This window comes from Paraperibacillus esterisolvens (genome assembly GCF_046237625.1).
GTDB classification, from domain to species: Bacteria; Bacillota; Bacilli; order Bacillales; family DSM-1321; genus Paraperibacillus; species Paraperibacillus esterisolvens.
In genome coordinates, this window is the sequence record NZ_CP143545.1 from 756,416 (window position 1) to 775,121 (window position 18,706).

Below are 18,706 nucleotides of genomic sequence, written 5' to 3' on the forward strand. Positions count from 1 at the left end.
TTTTTTGAACGATATTTAGATCTTTATTATCTACCTTCATACCTTTCATTAAGGAAATTGAATGGTTTTGATGTGCTCTAAATTCCTATAGATGGTATCTCCCTCAGCTGTAATCAGAACTGCCTGTCTGCCATGTACCTCTTTAAGCAGGCCGATTTTTTCAGGGTTATCCCCGCCATCCAGAATAACAAATTGATTTTCGAATTTTTTGAGCTGTTCACTAAAAGAACGGGAAAGTGTAGTGGAAACTGTTGGATTAAGCGGAAAATACTGATTTTCTATCGAATATGGAGTTGTATTGGGTGGATATGGTATGAGGTATTTAACATGATTCATTGAAATAAACATGGTCTTGTAGGCTGGAGAATGAAATACAAAATAGTCATTCATAATGTTGGTTAAATATCCATGAATGGATTTATTTCCAGTTACATAAATTTTGACGAACAACCCTTTTGCGTTCATTAATATTTTCCGGTAGGAGATTGTTTCCATTTCAATTGGCTGCTCTGAAGGAGGAGTATAATAAGTTTCCTCTTTGGAGTTCGCCTCCTTTAACCGCTGAACATGGATTAAAGGAATGTATAGAAACGAATTCACTTCTCCTTTATATAAGACGATAAGATCCAAACCCGCATCAATTAATATGCCCTTTTGTAATTTGCCCCCAGAAATCTCGATTTCAATGTTTTTTCCTATTAAATTTTTTAAATCTATGGACATCAATATTCTCCTTTTTCATAAAGTTTTATTTTTCCAGGACCCCGCCGAATAAAGTTGAGACCCAATAATATAAGATTACCAATGTGAAAATAACAGCAGGCGGTATTACCACCATTGTATGTTTTGTATATTCCCACCAGGTGAATTTTATTTTTCCGCGTCTTAGAAGATGCATCCACATGAGGGAAGCAAGGGTTCCCATTGGGAGGAGCAATGATCCCATATCACTTCCGATAACAATGGCCAGATACGCTATTTTCATGGAGAGTGCATCAAGATTCATATGTGTAAGCGTCAGAGTGCCAATCATAAGAGCTGGGTGATTATTAAAAATATTGGACATTACAGTCATGACTGCCCCCATTAAAATGCTTACATGGAGCAGGCTTCCCGAAACCATTGGCTGCATGATATCGATGAGTAAATCCGCTAAACCTATATTTTTTAATCCGTATATGATGGTATACATGCAAAACGCAAATATGATTATATACCACGGTGTCTTTCTCACCATGTCACCCGGAGGAATCTTTAAATACCACCATCTCCACCCTAAAAGGATGACAGACCCAAGGACAGCCATTATTGAGATTGGAATGGCGAGAAAAGAGGCTGCAAAGAGACTGATACGAACAGCGAGCACGAAAATAAGGATTCTCCACATAATCTTTGTTTGATCTTTTGCTGTACCGTTCCCAGGACCGTCCCTAAGCGGGTGGTATGAAGGCAGGGTGAGTCCTGAAACTCTTGTCGGGATTTTCTTCGGCAGGACGCCGCGAAAGCGGAGGTATAAAAGTACAACTAAGAACAGCAAGCCCAGTGTGGCAGGGACAAACATCATAGCCGTCTGCAAATAAAGAGTCATATGCACGATGTTCAATGAAATCAGATTAACAATATTACTGACACCGATTGGAGCGCTGGAGGCGGTAGCAATTAACCCCCCTGACAACAAGTAGGGTATTTTTTGGTGATTTTTTAACCCCATATTGTTTAAGAGCATCACCAGAATGGGTGTGGTAATCAAAATACTCCCATCATTATTGAAAAAGAGTGTCATTAGAAAACATAAAAGATTAACGTACCAAAATAGGCGTATTCCTGATCCCTTTGCTTTGGCAGTAAGCAGCTCTGCAATCCAACGGAACAAACCAATGCTCTCTAAAACATTTGCCATTACAATGGTTGCCATAATAGTTATAGCTGCACCGCTGATGGTTGATGCAATCTCACCTAAATCTGAAAATGTAACACTCCCGCAGAGCAGGACAATGATTGCACCAGCTGCAGCGGGGATGGCCTCGTTAAGGCCCCAAGGCCTCCATAGGATTAATAAAAGTGTTCCTAAAAAGGATAAAATGGTTATCCAAACCATCGGTTCTAACATAATTCTCCCCTTCCTTCAGGTTGTAACTACTACTTTAAAAGCCGAGCCTTATTTGTCATCTTGCATGATACTTGTCCATCCTTTACATATGTCCTTAAGGTGTGGTTGTACTATAAGTGTATGTATCATACAGAAAAAGCTCTTTAGGTCTGTGCCCTTTTTTCTACAAATCCGCTGGAATCTATCTAGCGCCATCTAAAAAGGAATCATCAAAGACACTCTGACTTTAAGCAGCTAAAGCCAGGGAGTACAAAAATGCAAAGCATATGTAAATAATGTTTTGTCACTTCCGGTTGCTGCTCAGAAATCAAATCATCTAGATTAATTGTAAGTTTGTTTTGTGATTGGCATTTTAACCCTAACTTTGGGCAGAACTACAATAATATTGGACAGATGTTTAATTACGAGAGAACTTTGAGTGTTTATCAGAAACAGACAGTACACCATTCATATAGAATCTGTGACATTGATAGAATTACAGTAAACATGTTGGTTATTAAATGAATGCAAATAAAAATGGCTGGCCATTTCTGAAGAATTCAGGAACCGGCTGAAGAAGAAAGCCTATTGTTCTCATTGTAAAGAAGCAGCGGGTATAGCAGATTTTACGATCGCTGATCATCCATCATGGATTGTCTGGGAAGGCAACTGGCAGGTTCCTGTAAATAAAGTGGCAAGGGCAGCGGAGTCTGAATAAGAGCAAGGTGTTCTCACCTAAAGTGCAGGAGTGAATTCAAGCACAGGGAAGGCACCTCTTTTATTGGAGAAATGTTTGGTCCAGAGTTATTGACTCCCCATCCAACTCTGTTAAATTAGCAGAAATTTACTTTGGCAGCCGGAGATTGCAGGGTTAAAATAAAAAAGTGTCTTACCATTTCCAATCCGTTTGAAATTAAGGTCTCAGACATGGTATAAGTGTAAAGGAAGCAAGTGCATCTTGCTTTTTAATTTTGGGACAAGGATTGTACTTGTATCCCATATTGAGAGGGTTGAACATGAAAGAAAATTTTTGGCGTGAGTTACCACGGCCTTTTTTTATACTGGCTCCAATGGAAGATGTGACAGATGTTGTGTTCCGTCATGTTGTAAGTAAAGCAGCCAGACCTGATGTGTTTTTTACAGAGTTTACGAACTCGGAAAGCTATTGCCACCCGGATGGAATCCAGAGTGTGCGCGGGCGTTTGACTTTTACTGAAGATGAACAGCCGGTTGTTGCCCATATATGGGGAGATAAGCCCGAAAACTTCAGGCAGATGAGCATCGGTATGGCAGAGCTTGGGTTCCGGGGAGTGGATATCAATATGGGCTGTCCGGTGCCGAATGTGGCGCAGCATGGGAAGGGAAGCGGCCTCATCCGACGCCCTGAGGTTGCAGCTGAATTAATACAGGCAGCAAAAGCAGGGGGACTGCCTGTCAGTGTCAAAACGAGGCTCGGTTTCTCTGAAATTGAGGAATGGCACGAGTGGCTGACACATATTTTGAAGCAGGATATTGCCAACCTTTCAATTCATCTGCGAACAAGAGATGAAATGAGCAAGGCGGATGCTCATTGGGAGCTGATTCCGGAGATCAAAAAGCTCCGTGACAAGGTGGCACCAGATACACTCCTCACGATCAATGGAGATATCCCTGACCGCCAGACCGGCTTAAAGCTTGCTGAGGAATACGGAGTAGATGGGGTTATGATCGGACGCGGAATTTTCCACAATCCATTTGCCTTTGAAGTTGAGCCGAAAGATCACAGCAGCAAGGAACTGCTCGATCTCTTAAGGCTGCATCTTGACCTTCATGATCAATATACACTGCGTTCGTTTAAGGCCCTTCATCGCTTCTTCAAAATCTATGTCAAGGGATTCCGGGGAGCAAGTGAACTGAGAAATCAATTGATGAACTCAGAATCAACAGATGAAGTGCGTGTTATGCTCGATAAATTTGAAGCAAACAACCTGGATGCCTTAGGGTAAAATAAATCATTTCAAAAAGCCTGTCTCCTGGAACTTCCGCTGTGGAAATACCAGGTATGACAGGCTTTTTATTTTGCTTAAGGCTCTATTCTAAAAGATTGTTGTTTTTGGATGAGTTTTGTGAGGAGATTTAATTATTTAGCAAGTGGATTTACGCTCCAGGTGCGAGACTCCTGCGGGAGCAGCGGGACAGGTGAGACCCCGCAGGCAAAGCCGAGGAGGCTCAGCGCCCGCCCCTAAGGTCCGCGAGTGCCTGCAGCGGATATCCACTTTTTTAATTCAACAGTTATAATGTATGCAAAACAGCCTAATTTAAGACTTCTTAAGAATTTAGCATGCTGTTTCTTCAGGTTTTAACGGTATAAATTCAAACCATGGAGTGACTAAACGTGTAGAAAAATCACCCTTTTTGCTTCAGCAGCAAAATCCAAGTAAACTTACTTAAACAGCATAACTAGAAGGCAAAAGGAGGCCGTGGTGAATATGTATACAGAACCAAAGTACAGAACCATTTTACAGGCGGAAGAAAACGAGCTGGAATCCCTGAGGGAAAAATCCATACAGTCATCATGGAAGCCTGGTTTCCACATACACCCGCAATATGGCCTTATTAATGATCCTAACGGCTTAGCCTATTTTAACGGGGAATATCATGTGTTTTATCAGTGGCATCCGTTTGGGCCGACACATGGCATGAAGCACTGGGCACATGTAAAGTCGAATGATCTTGTTAACTGGGAAAGACTCCCGGTCGCATTGGTCCCGGTGGAAGCTTATGAAAGCCATGGAGCCTATTCAGGGGCATCCATTGAAGTTGATGGCCAATTATTTCTGTTTTATACAGGAAATATTAAGTACGGACCGGTAGAGCGTTCTGCCAACCAGTGCTTAGCTATCATGGACAAAGATGGAACAATAAGAAAATATGAAAATAATCCTGTAATTGAAGGGACCCCTGCGGGATATACGGGACATGTAAGGGACCCAAAGGTGTTCAGGAAAAACGGCCGTTATTATATGTTATTGGGAGCCCAGAGAGAAAATCTGACCGGGGCTATCATTGTCTATGAATCCCAGAATGCAAAGGATTGGACCTTTAAAGGAGAGCTGGATGTTCAGATAGATTTAGAGGGTTATATGTGGGAATGCCCTGACTATTTTGAAGTGGATGGAAAGGATGTATTGATTCTATCACCACAGGGCATCGAGCCATCCGGCCATTCCTATCATAATATTTATAATGTCATCTCTGTCATTGGAACACTGGACATTGATAATCTCACATTTGCGGCTGAATCCTGTCACGAGCTTGAGAAAGGCTTTGACTTTTATGCTCCGCAAACCTTTGCAGATGATAATGGGGTTAGAATGCTGTTTGCCTGGGCTGGGATTGGTGAAGTGGATTATCCGAGTGACCGGGAAGGCTGGGCTCACTGCTTAACGATTCCTAGAAGACTGGAAATAAAGGAGAATCGCTTAATTCAAAAGCCGGCTGACCAGCTAAAGGCTCTGCGTGCCAATGCAGATTCAGGCAGCGGGAATATAGAGAGTGGAGCAAAAGAATTGTCCAGCCATGATCCAGCTTATGAACTGGAAGTTGAATTGCAGGATATTAAAGCCTCTCAATTTGGACTCGAGCTTTTTTCAACAGAAAAGGAAGGCCTTATTTTAAGCTTTGACAAAGTTTCTGGCATTGTAACTCTGGACCGTGAAAACTTTGAAGACTCCTTTGGCGGTGAATTTGGCTTTAAACGCAGTGATGCCATAAAAATAGTAGAAAGTGTAAAAGTGCAGATTTTTGTAGATAAAAGCATTGCCGAGATATTTATCAATGATGGGGAAATTGTTTTTACTGCCAGAGTCTTTCCTAAGAAGGAAGCTGCGGGCATAAGGCTTTTCGGTGATGGCCCAGTAAAGTATTCGTATACAAAGTATCTCATGAAAAGTGGAATTTCTATTTAAATGACAGGATGATTATATAACTAAATTGTTTTCAATTGTATATTTTCATCCGGATGCATCCATGAAAAAGCAGTACCAAAAATAGTAAAACATAGAATAATACAAAAGGTCATTCCGGCTGCATAGGCATCAGGAATGACCTTGTTTTTATTTATAACTGTTTCTAAGTGTTTGTTGTTATGGAGAATTGAGAATAACACTATGAAAAAGCAGTTTTAAAGGGGGACTTCCTTGGAAAGAGAGCCATAGCGGGGGCTCCTGCGGGTATATGCTAAATGGGGCTGTTTTTTGGGTAAATAAATGGAGTATTTCCGCTTACTATGAAGAAAGAGGCTCATTATTGCGGTTTGTATAGAATAGGAGGAAAATCTCCGTAAATATAATTTTTACATATTCAGTTTTTCCGTTTATGCTGATTTTCTCCTCCTATTTTTGTTTTATCTTCGTACCCTGTGAATGTAGAACAAGGAGGTTATTTTCTGCGTGAGGCACTTAAATAAAACAGATTATTAAAAGCGGCAGCCTTATAAAGAAGATAAAAGTTTAGCCGCCCTTATGCGTTCGCGAAAAGCTGGAGCGATTTATGACTCGAAGCTTGAAAGTCTTGCAGGCCTGATCAGTAGTCTTGCGCTTTAAGCATTAATAAGTTTTTGGCTGCTGTCTCCGCCCTTAAATCCTTTGCTGCCTATTATTATTGTAATATATCAAAAAATTCTATATAATACTATTTATTGAATAAAGACAATTGTCTTTTTAGGGTGGAATATGATGGGGGACTTTTTACGAAAGGTGTATGTACTGTATTTAGTCCACATGTTTTGTGTAACCCTGAAAAAAAGATTCAAAGTCAAACTCTGCGGCTCGGGGCAGTCAACCAATCAAAGTCATCTCAGGAGGAAAGAGCTATGAAAAGTCAACTAAAGAAGTGGAGTCAAATGAGTTTGGTTAAACAAATCATTGCCGGGCTGCTTGCCGGCATCATCCTGGCTATAGTGATTCCGGGTGCGGCAAAGCCTGTTGAAATTTTTGGAACTCTGTTTGTGGGAGCCCTAAAGGGAATTGCGCCAGTCCTGGTCTTCTTTCTGGTCATGTCGGCTATCTCCCAGCACAAGAGCGGACAGAAAACGAATATGAAAGCCATTATTTTCTTATATCTTTTAGGAACGTTTGCCGCAGGCTTAATTGCGGTTGTGGCAAGCTTTATATTTCCCGTCTCCCTTACATTGGGCAAGGGGGCTGAGGGTGTTACGCCTCCCGGCGGTGTCGTCGATGTGCTTAAAACGCTTCTGCTTAATGTAGTTGATAATCCCGTTAAGGCGATATTCAACGCAAACTATATCGGAATCCTGGCGTGGGCAGTCGTCCTTGGGCTGGCCCTGCGGAATGCGTCGGCCGGAACAAAGACATTGATCGCGGACTTTTCCAATGCTGTCTCGAAGATGGTTGGCTGGGTGATTAAGTTTGCTCCGCTCGGCATCATGGGGCTGGTATTTGAATCTATCACTGTAAATGGCTTGGATGCATTGCTTGGCTATGGGAAACTGCTTGCCGTCCTGATCGGCTGTATGCTATTCGTGGCGCTTGTTGTCAATCCTGCAATCGTATATGCGGCCATTAGACAAAATCCGTATCCGCTTGTCTTCAGATGCTTGAAGGAAAGCGGGATTACCGCCTTCTTCACGAGAAGCTCGGCTTCCAATATTCCGGTTAATATGAAACTATGTGAGGACCTGAAATTGGACAGAGACAGCTATTCTGTATCCATTCCGCTCGGGGCAACCATCAATATGGCTGGTGCTGCAGTCACTATTTCAGTCCTGACTCTGGCTGCGGTCCATACACTTGGCATTGAAGTGGACCTTGCAACAGCTGTACTTCTCAGTATACTTGCAGCTGTATGTGCCTGCGGGGCTTCCGGTGTTGCAGGGGGCTCCCTGCTGTTAATTCCGCTCGCATGCAGTCTTTTCGGTATTCCCTCTGAGACCGCCATGCAGGTAGTAGGAGTCGGCTTTATCATTGGTGTGTTACAGGACTCCTTTGAAACAGCGCTGAACTCATCAACTGACGTGCTCTTCACAGCTGCGGCTGAATTCAGGGAGTGGCGTAAACAAGGAAAGAAAATATCCATCCGTAAAGCAGCATAAACATACAAAGTTGAAACTGCACCCTGCCGTCATTTTCATTGGCAGCAGCGGTGCAGTTTTTTTTGCGGCCTTTCAGGCAGTTGTGAGAAAAGCGGTTATTTACAGAAAAATGAAAAAGTGAGATAATGAAGCAACGATCGACGAGGGGGATAGTAAGTTTATGGAACCAACAAATTGCTGATATTAATTTAATCAAATTAATATGAATTCTGTACCTGAGTGATAAGCACCTATATGAAATAGGTTTATTTGCTATGCTCATTATGGAATTGCGGCAATTGGAAGGTCACTTACTTTACTGATATCCGGGATTATAATTTTATTACCAGCAGACATGAAATGGGCTGGTACCTGTATGAAAGCTAATGGTATGCTTTTTTGGCACATCCTGGTTTTTATGCTGAATTATACTCTTTAACATCCAAGACTGTAAGAAGAGACAATCTTCTTATGGTCTTTTTTATTTGGGTTCATTTTAAAAAATATTGTTCTATGAGGCGATTTCATTGTTAAATCAGGTTGATCGAAAGCGTAAGGAGCGAGACACCGCTCACCCCGCGCAGGTGCAGTACCTGCAGAGGAAATCGGCCTCTTAATTCAGAGCAGAAATGTTTCGCGAAAACAGCCCTGTTTATAACCCAATAGGTAATGAAGTTCTTCTTTGCTGCATCCATAATGAGCGGAAAAATTATGGATGAAAGTGGGAAAGTTTAATGCTGGAATTAAAGTTGAATGGAATAAAGAAATATATGGACGCGGCACTCGTTCTGAAAAATATCTCCTTTGAAGCATATGAAGGGGAGAAAATTGGCATTGTGGGGGCGAACGGAAGCGGAAAGAGCACGATTCTTAAATTGATCGCCGGACTTGAACCGATGAATTATTACCCGGGCTATCCGCAGACTTCAAGCCCTGGATATGATGAAGGTTTAATCCATAGGCCGAGGCATGCTGAAATTGCCTATCTTGAACAAACTCCGGTTGTAGAAAAGGGGTTAAAGGCGGCGGATGTGCTTCTTCTGGCATTTGTAGAGATTGAGAGAATGGAAAGAGAAATGCGGAGCCTTGAGGAGCAGATGAAGACACTTGCCGGAGATGCTCTTGAAAGAGCGCTGAAGAAATACAGTGATCTCCTTCAGTTGTTTGAAGTGAGGGGCGGATATGAGCGGGAGGAAAAGCTGGGAAGAGTATGTACAGGATTGAAATTTAACGAAGAGTTCCTCGCCAGGGATTTCGACTTGCTGAGCGGCGGGGAAAAAACGAGGCTGCTGCTCGGTAAACTTCTGATACACCAGCCGGATATCCTCCTTCTTGATGAACCCACCAACCACCTTGATATGAATTCCATTGAATGGCTGGAAGGCTATGTCAAAGGGTATAAGGGAATTGTCATTCTTGTCTCCCATGACCGTTATTTCCTGGATCATACGGTCACGAAAATTGTGGAGATAGAGGACATGGAGGCTGTTACGTATAAAGGAAACTATACTTCCTTTGTCAGCCAGAAGGAGGAGAATCTGCGGATTCAATATGAACATTACAGGGAACAGCAGAAAAAGGTACATTCTATGGAGAAGACAGCAGCCAGCCTGCGCGACTGGGCGCTGAGGGCGGATAACAATAAATTCTTCAAGAGGGCAGCCAGTATCCAGAAAAGGCTGGATAAAATGGCGAGAATAGATAAGCCCATTTTCGAACGGCGGAATATGAATCTGAACTTCAAATCAGCGGGCCGTTCCGGCAATGAAGTCATTAAGGCGGAGAGGCTGTCCAAAAGCTATCAGGAGAGAGCGATATTTATAAATACTGATTTCTTAGTTACCTATGGTGAAAGAGTGGGTGTAATCGGGCCGAACGGCAGCGGTAAAACTACACTCCTGAAAATGCTTCTGGGCGGGGAGAGGCCTGACGGCGGCTGGATACAGCTGGGGGCTAATGTGATGCCCGCCTATCTGCCGCAGAATCTCACCTTCCGGGATGAAGGATTGACTGTGCTTGAAGCCTTCAGGGACGGCATTTCGATTCCTGAAGGGAAGGCGCGGGAATATCTGTCAAAATTCATGTTCTATAAAGGCAGTGTGTTTAAGAAGGTGGAGCATCTTTCCGGGGGAGAGAGAATCCGGCTGAAGCTTGCGATGCTGTTGTTTCAGGATATCAATCTCCTGATCCTTGATGAACCGACAAATCATCTGGATATTGATTCGATCGAGGCACTTGAAGAGGCATTAGAAGACTTTGGCGGGACCATTTTCTTTATTTCGCATGACCGGTATTTCATTAATAAAATGGCGGATCGATTGATTGCGATTGAGGATCTGGCCTTGAAAAGCTATGAAGGCAATTATGATGAGTATAAACGTCTTCAGGTAAAGCTGGAGTTACAGCAGACCGCGGGATCGGCTGCGAAGTCCTCAGAACGCAGGAATGCTTCTAAGAAGGAGGGGACGGATGAAGCAGCAAAGGCTGAGGCTTTTGCCCGGATTGAAGTCCTTGAACGTGATATACAGGAAATTGAAACAGCAATGGAAACAGGCGGCGCTGCTTATGAGGAACTGAATGAGCTTTACCGGAGGAAGATCACACTTTCTGAGGAACTGGATTCAGTGTTGGATGTTTGGATAAACCTTCCATAATAAGGTAAACACTTTCAATAAACTTAATTGGCTGAAAATAACTATGGTTATTGACTTGGGACTATATCATTGTTACTATTTTCACTATTCATTTTAAAAGTGATTTACCTTGTATATGTTCAGGAATATGGCTTGAACGTTTCTACCAGGCTGCCGTAAATTGTCTGTCTACAAGGGGCAATTCATATAGGTCTTGCAGCCTCCCGATTGTCCTTTGCAGAATTCCTCCGGCAGATGTGCCGGGGGATTTTTTTCATTATATTATATCCGGAGGACACATCATGAAACAATACTTTCAATTTTCCGAACGTAATACTACCTACAGGCAGGAAAGCATTGCGGGAATCACTACCTTCCTGTCCATGGCTTATATTCTGGTTGTTAATCCTGTCATCTTGAGTCAGAGCGGCATGGACAAAGGGGCTGTATTTACGGCCACCGCACTTTCCGCCATTATCGGGTCACTTTTGATCGGCCTGTTGGCGAATTATCCAATCGGCATTGCGCCGAGTATGGGAATCAATGCTTTTTTCACATTTACAGTCTGCGTCGGTATGAAAATTCCGTGGGAAACAACCCTCGCTGGAGTATTCATAGCCGGAGTGCTCTTCATCATTTTGAGTTTGCTGAAGATACGTGAAAAGATTATCAATACCATCCCTCAGGATCTGAAGCATGCTATTGCTGGAGGGATCGGTTTTTTTGTAGCTTTTATAGGGTTGAAGAATGCAGGCATCGTCACAGCAAATCCAGATACATTTGTCGCTCTCGGCAATTTTAAAGATGCGCCTACCTTGCTTGCCATTGCCGGATTTATCATTACCATCATACTTCTGAACAGGGGAATCAAAGGTGGAGTCTTTTTTGGGATGGTGCTGTCTACCATCATTGGGATTGCGTTTGGGGTAATTGAAACCCCTAAGGCTGTTGTTGGGAGCATTCCAAGCCTTGAGCCTACCTTCGGAGTTGTGTTCAGTCATTTGGATGACATATTTTCTCCTAAGGTCCTGGCGGTCATATTTACATTCTTGTTTGTAGCATTTTTTGATACCGCTGGTGCTTTGATTGCTATTGCCAGCCAGGCGGGGCTGATGAAAAATAACGAAATCCCGAATGCGGGCAGGGCGCTTCTGGCAGATTCACTGTCTGCCGCTGTTGGTGCTGTTCTTGGTACATCAACTACCGCTTCCATGGTAGAATCTTCTGCAGGCATTGCGGTTGGCGGAAGGACAGGCTTCACCTCCATTGTCATTTCTGCCGGGTTTGTAATATCCTTGTTCTTCTCGCCAGTTCTGTCCATTGTTACGTCAGAGGTCACTGCCCCGGCCCTGATCATCGTAGGAGCAATGATGGCAACAGAAATCAGCAAGATCAATAGGAATCATTCAGCCATCGTCATTCCAAGCTTTGTCACCATCATCATGATGCCGCTGTCCTTCAGTGTAGCGACAGGTATCGCCCTTGGCTTTATTCTGTATCCAATTAATATGATTGCGATGAAAAGAGCGAGGGAAATCCATCCAATCATGTATGTGCTTTGCCTGATATTCATGGGTTATTTTATATATGTTGTATAATGAAGATTCAGGAGAGGCAGCGTGGGCTGTCTCTTTTTTACTTTTTACTATTTTCCTGGCATAAACTTGAAAAATTCGTATTAACTGGGAATACTTTCTTTTTATTAGGGTAAAGAAAGGATGTTGTTACGCGGCAGGTAAATTGTACCCCCATCTCTTTTATGGCGGGGCTCCTTCTGTCAGCGCATTAGTACATCCCGCTCTAAAGGAGAGAACGCATGTATATTCATTTTGGACAGCACAGGCAGCTTGCAGTCAGGAAAATCTGGGGAGAGCCTGAACGGGACATTTCTTCTATTTGTTATGATTCAAGGAGAGCGGCAGAAGGATCAATTTTTGTTTGTATAAGCGGTGAAAACCATGATGGCCATACATATATCGCAGATGCAGCAGTCAAAGGGGCTTCGGTCATTGCCGGAAGCGACCCTGAGAAGCTTGCTGAAAATCACAGACTGAATCCGGCAGGGACCTTTCTATTGGTGGATGATCCGAGAAGCTTCCTTGCGCATATATCCATATTATATTATGAAGAGGTGCACGAAAGACTCCTTACAGTAGGAGTCACGGGTACTAATGGAAAGACAACGGTTGCGGCCTATGTCAGATCGCTGATGACGAACCTGGGGATGCCGGCCGGATACATTGGGACCATTGGCGTGTTATCCTCTCAGGGCAGGATTGACTTCAGCCAGACGACCCCGACCACTCCGGAATCACTCGATCTACATTATATCTTCAAAGAACTCGATACACTGGGTGATAAACTGGCTGCAATGGAAGTCACATCGGTAGCCCTGGAACAAAAACGGGTAGAAGGCATCGAATTTGATGTCGCCATTCATACCAACCTTTCTCCGGAGCACCTTGAATTCCACCATACATATGAAAACTACAAGAATGCCAAGCTCAAGCTCTTCCGCCAGGCGAAAAAGGCTGTTGTCAATGTGGATGACTCCGGCATGGCAGCGGACATACTGGAAGAGTTTGACGGCCCCGTCCTGACTTACAGCCTGGAGGCGGATGCCATGGCCGATGTAAAGGCGGTCAATATTATGCTCACAGAAGAAGGTGCGGCTTTTGATTTAATGGTTGGAGAAAAATCTTACCCGGCTGCTTCACCGATATTCGGAGATTATAATGTGGCTAATCTGCTTTCAGCTGTCTGCACGGCTCTGCATGCAGGCTTCCCCATCGAGGAAATCATCCCTGCGCTTGAAGGGATTGATAGTCCGGAAGGCAGACTTGAGGTACTGCAGGAATATGGAGGCAGGAAAATCATCCTGGATTATGCCCATACGCCGCCAGCTTTGATCAATCTAATAAAAGAAGTAAAAAAGATGCCGCATAGGCGGCTAGTCGTGATGATCACCGGCATCGGCATCAGGGACCGCGAAAAAATGCCCAAAATGGCGGAGGCCATTGAAGGGCTTGCCGATGAAATCATCGTTTCGGTGGATCATCCCGGATTTGATGACCCGCATGAAATTGTCAGCCATGTACTGACCGGCTTTTCCAACCCGTCCGCCGGAAATATCCACACTGCCCCGACACGCCAGGATGGCGTCATGACAGCCCTTGCTATAAGCGGAGAAAAAGACATTATCGTCCTGACCAGCGGGTGCATCAACGGCGCCCAGCTCGTGAAAGGAGAAAAAGTCCCGCATTCCGACAAGGACGTCATCCGTAATTATTTTGACTACACTGAATCCGAACCAGATATAGATTTCGCACGAATATAAAATAGGGGAACAGTCCCCCTTTTCCTAACTTATCCCGGAGCAGCGGCATCTTTTGATGCCGCTGCTTGCTTTTACCTGAAGGTATAGAAACTAAATAGGAATTGTAGATAATTGCCATGCTTTTTTCTTAAGATGAAATGAAAGCTCCGAACTTGATGTTCCTCAGTCCTTTTTGTTTCTAAAATAGGCAGCATTCAAAAGAAGGGGAGAGCACGCTCCCGTTAATAAAAAGATGGGCGTATAATGCATATGTGTGCACTCGGAAATGGTTAAGAACATCTAGTAAAAATAAAGCTGTGTACAAGCAAATACAATGGAATCTGTTACAGGTATTCGAAATATTTAGATAAAACTAGTTGACAAATCATATGAGTATGGTAGGATTAATTTCAAATATTAATTAATGACTCTTATCTAGAGAGGCTGAGGGAGCGGCCCTTTGAAGCCCGGCAACCTGCGAGAAGCAAGGTGCCAATTCCAGCAAAATGTTTACATTTTGGAAGATAAGGTGCTAAAGCAAAGGCGCCTTTCTCTATATGAAAGGCGTTTTTTATGGGATCTTTCTATAAGCGGCCCTGCTTTTATGCCCATTTGCGTGCCTCCATCATATTATAGAAGGAACGGCATTATGCTTTGTATATAGGAGGCGAGACGTTTGAAACCATCTCAATGGGAGGAAGTGGCTCAGCACATCAAGCAAATGCTGGGTGAAGTGCAATATGGTTCGATAACCCTGGTAGTACAGGATGGAAAAGTCATTCAAATTGAACGCAATGAAAAAGTTCGCCTTCAAACCAATAAACCACGCTGACTAGACAAACTAGAGGCGGTTCTTTCCTTAACAGGGGGAGAACCGTCTTTTTTTATATCCTGCAGGGGGATATGCTTTTGGTAAAGACACAAAAAAAGGAGTAAGGCAAAATGACAATTCCTTCGTATAATGAGCGTGAACAGCTGCTCGCACAATCTAATATCTTTAGGACGGATGATGGCTCAAAGGGAGCGGTATCAGTACTCCAATGGGCATATCAGCATTATGCGGCAGACGAGATCGTATATGCCTCAAGCTTTGGAGCAGAGGCTGTGGTACTTATTGATCTGATTCAGAGGGTCAACCCGCATGCCCATATCGTTTTCCTCGATACCGGCCTTCATTTCCCGGAAACCTATGAGGTGATAGATCAAATTGAGAAACGGTACCCTTCATTGAATATTGAACGGAAGCAGCCAGCTCTTACCCTGGATGAGCAGAGGGAGCAGCATGGTTCAGCCCTCTGGAAACGTGAGCCGGATACATGCTGCGCCATTCGGAAGGTCATTCCTCTACGGGAAGCCCTTTCAGGTAAGGAGGCCTGGATTTCAGGTCTTAGGAGAGAACAGTCTCCGCTCAGGGCAGGGACGCAGTTCCTGAATGAAGATAATAAATTCCATAATATTAAAATCTGTCCATTGATTCATTGGACATGGGACGAAGTCTGGGAATATATCAGGGAGAAAGACCTTCCGTATAACAAGCTTCATGATCAGGGATATCCAAGCATTGGCTGCTTCCCCTGCACAGCGGCCGCTGGGGCAGGCGGGGACAGCAGGGCTGGCCGCTGGTCCGGTACAGGCAAAACTGAATGCGGCCTGCATTCTGATTAAGGAGTTGGTTTGATGCTTACGATGGCTGCCATCACTATCGGTTTATTTTTTGCTATGAATATCGGGGCCAGCGGAGCGGCAGCTTCAATGGGAATATCTTATGGAGCAGGTGTTATCCGGAGACCATTGACTGCCCTTGTGCTATGCGGTATTGCTGTATTCTTCGGGGCATGGCTCGGAGGCGGGGAAGTAGTCAAGACGATCGGAAGCGGGATTGTGCCCAAAAGCACATTCACCACAGCAATTGCCGTAATTGTACTGGCTTCGGCGGCCCTGTCCTTGTTTTTAGCCAATATCTTTGGAATTCCCCTCTCAACCAGTGAGGTGACTGTGGGAGCGGTGATCGGGGCCGGAATGGTTTACCAATCTCTCTATGCGGCTAAGCTGCTCTGGATATTCATGTTCTGGTTCCTTACCCCTGTGGCAGCCTTTTTCATTGCGATACTCGCTGCGTCTATCCTGAGAAATAAAAAGGCCGCATCCTGGCTGCAGGCGCCGCGGACAGCCGGCGTGCTCACGATCCTGGTTGTTGTTATGGGATTGTTCGAGGCCTTCTCAGCCGGCATGAATAATGTGGCGAATGCCGTCGGACCCCTGGTAGGCGCTGGGGTGATTTCCACCTCATCAGGCATTCTCTGGGGAGGACTCTTTGTATCCCTGGGTGCCGTTATTCTCGGCCGGAGGGTCCTTGAGACAAACGGAAAAAAAATTACCGATCTAAGGCTGGAAGAAGGCTGTATCATTTCGGGAACGGGCGCGGGTATTGTGACGGCTGCGTCACTTGCCGGCATACCGGTCCCTTTGACACAGATCACTACATCCTCCATCATCGGCATCGGATTTGCCAAGCATGGTAAACAGGTACTGAAAAAGGATATTGTCATCAAGCTGCTTGCCGTCTGGATTGTATCGCCTGTACTATCTATGGTTCTTTCTTTTACGATCATCCAATTAGTGATTGAGAGGAATGTTTATCCAGTGATCATCATGGCGGGGGTGCTTGTATCTGTATTCGGAATTAAGTTCCTGATGAGAAAACCTGCTGAAGCAGGACACGCCCTGCTTTCGGAAGAGCATTAAAAATATGATTGAAGAAAGGTTGATAAAGATATGACATTGCCATTGCCGCACGGAGGAAAACTCATCTCAAGTTTCAATCCGGCATATGACCTGACAGGAGTTCAGAAAGAACTGGAAATAGACGCCACAGCCTATAGTGACCTGGAGCTCATCGGTGTTGGTCTTTTCAGCCCGCTTGAGGGGTTCCTGGAAAAGGCGGATTATGAAACTGTTGTGGAAAATATGCGTCTGGCAGATGGGACAGTCTGGCCGGTCCCTGTGACTCTGCCTGCATCAGAGGATGCTGCAGAAGACATACGGGCAGGGGAAAGGGTAAGGCTGCTTCATCAGGGCCGGACTGTCGGGGTCATTGAAGTGTCAGAACTTTATGCGCCTGATCTCCATAAAGAAGCCCGCCTGGTATACAGGACGGAGGATATTGCCCATCCCGGCGTCAAGAAGCTGTTTGAACGGGGAAATATTTATATCGCCGGGAAGATTGTACTCATTGAAAAATCGGATAAAGGTCCGGCAGGGGATGTTTGGTTTGAACCGGGTCAGACCCGTGCGCTTTTTGAGCGGAATGGGTGGAAAACGATTGTTGGCTTTCAGACCAGGAACCCGGTTCACCGGGCTCATGAATATATTCAAAAGGCAGCACTGGAAACGGTGGATGGCTTATTCCTGAACCCTCTTGTGGGAGAAACGAAATCGGATGACATTCCTGCTGATATCAGGCTTGAAAGCTACCGGGTGCTGCTCGATCATTATTATCCGGCAGAACGGGTCCAGCTGGGAGTGTACCCGGCCGCCATGAGATATGCCGGTCCGCGTGAAGCCATATTCCATGCGCTCGCCCGAAAGAATTTTGGGTGCACGCATTTTATTGTCGGCCGTGATCATGCAGGTGTTGGCGATTACTACGGCACATATGACGCCCAGCATATCTTCAGCGAGTTTACGGAAGAAGAGCTTGGCATTAAGCCATTATTCTTTGAACACAGCTTCTATTGTAATGCGTGTGAGGGTATGGCTTCTGACAAGACCTGTCCGCATGGCCGTGAAGATCGTGTCATCCTCTCAGGGACAAAGGTGCGCGAAATGCTGAGGGCAGGGGAATTGCCGCCTTCTACCTTCAGCCGTAAAGAGGTTATTGAAGTATTAATTAGTGGCATGAAAGAAAAAGCAAAAGTATAAGGAGGACCCATCATGACAAAAGCAGCGAATATCACCTGGCATGAGGCATCCATCGCGAAGGATGACAGGCGCAGGAGTAATGGCCATGGCAGCTGTGTCTTATGGTTCACAGGATTATCCGGATCAGGCAAGTCGACGATAGCCAATGCCTTTTCGCGATTCCTGCATGAAGAAGGAATCAGTGAATATGTGCTTGACGGGGATAATGTAAGGCACGGATTAAATAAGGATTTAGGTTTTTCAGATGAGGACAGGACAGAGAATATCCGGCGTATCGGAGAGGTTGCAAAGCTTTTTGTTGACAGCGGGAAGATTGTTACCACAGCTTTTATCTCCCCCTTCCGTTCGGACAGGGAGCAGGTAAGGAGTCTGTTCGAAGAGGGAGAATTCATAGAGGTATTTGTAGACTGTCCGCTTGCGGAATGTGAACGGCGGGATCCAAAACAGCTCTATGTTAAAGCCCGCCGCGGTGAAATCAAGGACTTCACAGGCATCGATTCTCCTTATGAAGCACCGCATTCCCCAGAGATCATCCTTGCCTCTGACACCCTCAGTGTCGCTGAAGCAGTGGGAGTTATACATGAGCACCTGGTCAAGCGGGGAATCCTTTGATAGGGTAGGATATTTTTGATATAGCTGATTTTTGATATAATAGAGTTAAGGGCTGTCCTATTATG

At 44.7% G+C, this 18,706-nt stretch carries 13 protein-coding genes and 2 riboswitches; of the genes, 11 read left to right on the plus strand and 2 right to left on the minus strand.

Annotated elements, in window-relative coordinates:
* Positions 1-48: 48 nt before the first annotated feature.
* A complete protein-coding gene (locus tag V1501_RS03910; RefSeq protein ID WP_409291542.1) occupies positions 49-723 on the minus strand; it encodes a DUF2642 domain-containing protein in 675 nt (224 codons plus the stop codon).
* Positions 724-748: 25 nt separating this feature from the next.
* Positions 749-2,110 carry an arsenic transporter gene (locus tag V1501_RS03915; protein ID WP_409291543.1) on the minus strand — a complete coding sequence of 454 codons (1,362 nt, stop codon included), beginning with the start codon at positions 2,108-2,110 and terminating at the stop codon, positions 749-751.
* Positions 2,111-3,105: 995 nt separating this feature from the next.
* Between V1501_RS03915 and V1501_RS03920 the strand changes: the two genes are divergently transcribed.
* The 11 genes from V1501_RS03920 (at position 3,106) to cysC (ending at position 18,641) form a co-directional block, all read left to right on the plus strand.
* Positions 3,106-4,074 carry a tRNA dihydrouridine synthase gene (locus V1501_RS03920; RefSeq protein ID WP_409291544.1) on the plus strand — a complete coding sequence of 323 codons (969 nt, stop codon included), beginning with the start codon at positions 3,106-3,108 and terminating at the stop codon, positions 4,072-4,074.
* 483 nt (positions 4,075-4,557) lie between these two features.
* Positions 4,558-6,036, plus strand: a complete 1,479-nt coding sequence (locus tag V1501_RS03925; protein ID WP_409291545.1) for a glycoside hydrolase family 32 protein — start codon at positions 4,558-4,560, stop codon at positions 6,034-6,036.
* A gap of 905 nt (positions 6,037-6,941) precedes the next feature.
* The gene (sstT, locus tag V1501_RS03930; RefSeq protein ID WP_409291546.1) at positions 6,942-8,180 is read left to right on the plus strand and encodes a serine/threonine transporter SstT; all 1,239 of its coding nucleotides are present in this window, start codon (positions 6,942-6,944) and stop codon (positions 8,178-8,180) included.
* Between the two features lie 713 nt (positions 8,181-8,893).
* Complete coding sequence (gene abc-f / locus V1501_RS03935; RefSeq protein ID WP_409291547.1) at positions 8,894-10,813, plus strand: ribosomal protection-like ABC-F family protein; 1,920 nt, start codon at positions 8,894-8,896, stop codon at positions 10,811-10,813.
* An 89-nt stretch (positions 10,814-10,902) separates the two neighbouring features.
* Positions 10,903-11,004: riboswitch (purine riboswitch) on the plus strand.
* A 90-nt stretch (positions 11,005-11,094) separates the two neighbouring features.
* Positions 11,095-12,390, plus strand: a complete 1,296-nt coding sequence (locus tag V1501_RS03940; RefSeq protein ID WP_409291548.1) for an NCS2 family permease — start codon at positions 11,095-11,097, stop codon at positions 12,388-12,390.
* A 218-nt stretch (positions 12,391-12,608) separates the two neighbouring features.
* Positions 12,609-14,129, plus strand: a complete 1,521-nt coding sequence (locus V1501_RS03945) for a UDP-N-acetylmuramoyl-L-alanyl-D-glutamate--2,6-diaminopimelate ligase (protein WP_409291549.1) — start codon at positions 12,609-12,611, stop codon at positions 14,127-14,129.
* 407 nt (positions 14,130-14,536) lie between these two features.
* Positions 14,537-14,639: riboswitch (SAM riboswitch) on the plus strand.
* Positions 14,640-14,808: 169 nt separating this feature from the next.
* Complete coding sequence (locus V1501_RS03950; RefSeq protein ID WP_409293247.1) at positions 14,809-14,940, plus strand: YezD family protein; 132 nt, start codon at positions 14,809-14,811, stop codon at positions 14,938-14,940.
* Positions 14,941-15,050: 110 nt separating this feature from the next.
* On the plus strand, positions 15,051-15,773 hold the full coding sequence (locus V1501_RS03955; protein ID WP_409291550.1) for a phosphoadenylyl-sulfate reductase: 723 nt from the start codon (positions 15,051-15,053) through the stop codon (positions 15,771-15,773).
* A gap of 12 nt (positions 15,774-15,785) precedes the next feature.
* On the plus strand, positions 15,786-16,853 hold the full coding sequence (locus V1501_RS03960; RefSeq protein WP_409291551.1) for an anion permease: 1,068 nt from the start codon (positions 15,786-15,788) through the stop codon (positions 16,851-16,853).
* 30 nt (positions 16,854-16,883) lie between these two features.
* Positions 16,884-18,029: a sulfate adenylyltransferase gene (gene sat, locus V1501_RS03965; protein ID WP_409291552.1), complete on the plus strand. Its 1,146-nt coding sequence runs from the start codon at positions 16,884-16,886 to the stop codon at positions 18,027-18,029.
* A 12-nt stretch (positions 18,030-18,041) separates the two neighbouring features.
* Entirely contained in the window at positions 18,042-18,641 is a 600-nt protein-coding gene (gene cysC, locus V1501_RS03970) for an adenylyl-sulfate kinase (protein WP_409291553.1), read from the plus strand.
* Positions 18,642-18,706: the final 65 nt, after the last annotated feature.

What these genes read in the sequence shown, in the direction of transcription:
- V1501_RS03910 (WP_409291542.1), bottom strand. Translation starts at nt 723, where the DNA reads ATGTCCATAGATTTAAAAAATTTAATAGGAAAAAACATTGAAATCGAG.
- V1501_RS03915 (WP_409291543.1), bottom strand. Translation starts at nt 2,110, where the DNA reads ATGTTAGAACCGATGGTTTGGATAACCATTTTATCCTTTTTAGGAACA.
- V1501_RS03920 (WP_409291544.1), top strand. Translation starts at nt 3,106, where the DNA reads ATGAAAGAAAATTTTTGGCGTGAGTTACCACGGCCTTTTTTTATACTG.
- V1501_RS03925 (WP_409291545.1), top strand. Translation starts at nt 4,558, where the DNA reads ATGTATACAGAACCAAAGTACAGAACCATTTTACAGGCGGAAGAAAAC.
- sstT (WP_409291546.1), top strand. Translation starts at nt 6,942, where the DNA reads ATGAAAAGTCAACTAAAGAAGTGGAGTCAAATGAGTTTGGTTAAACAA.
- abc-f (WP_409291547.1), top strand. Translation starts at nt 8,894, where the DNA reads ATGCTGGAATTAAAGTTGAATGGAATAAAGAAATATATGGACGCGGCA.
- V1501_RS03940 (WP_409291548.1), top strand. Translation starts at nt 11,095, where the DNA reads ATGAAACAATACTTTCAATTTTCCGAACGTAATACTACCTACAGGCAG.
- V1501_RS03945 (WP_409291549.1), top strand. Translation starts at nt 12,609, where the DNA reads ATGTATATTCATTTTGGACAGCACAGGCAGCTTGCAGTCAGGAAAATC.
- V1501_RS03955 (WP_409291550.1), top strand. Translation starts at nt 15,051, where the DNA reads ATGACAATTCCTTCGTATAATGAGCGTGAACAGCTGCTCGCACAATCT.
- V1501_RS03960 (WP_409291551.1), top strand. Translation starts at nt 15,786, where the DNA reads ATGCTTACGATGGCTGCCATCACTATCGGTTTATTTTTTGCTATGAAT.
- sat (WP_409291552.1), top strand. Translation starts at nt 16,884, where the DNA reads ATGACATTGCCATTGCCGCACGGAGGAAAACTCATCTCAAGTTTCAAT.
- cysC (WP_409291553.1), top strand. Translation starts at nt 18,042, where the DNA reads ATGACAAAAGCAGCGAATATCACCTGGCATGAGGCATCCATCGCGAAG.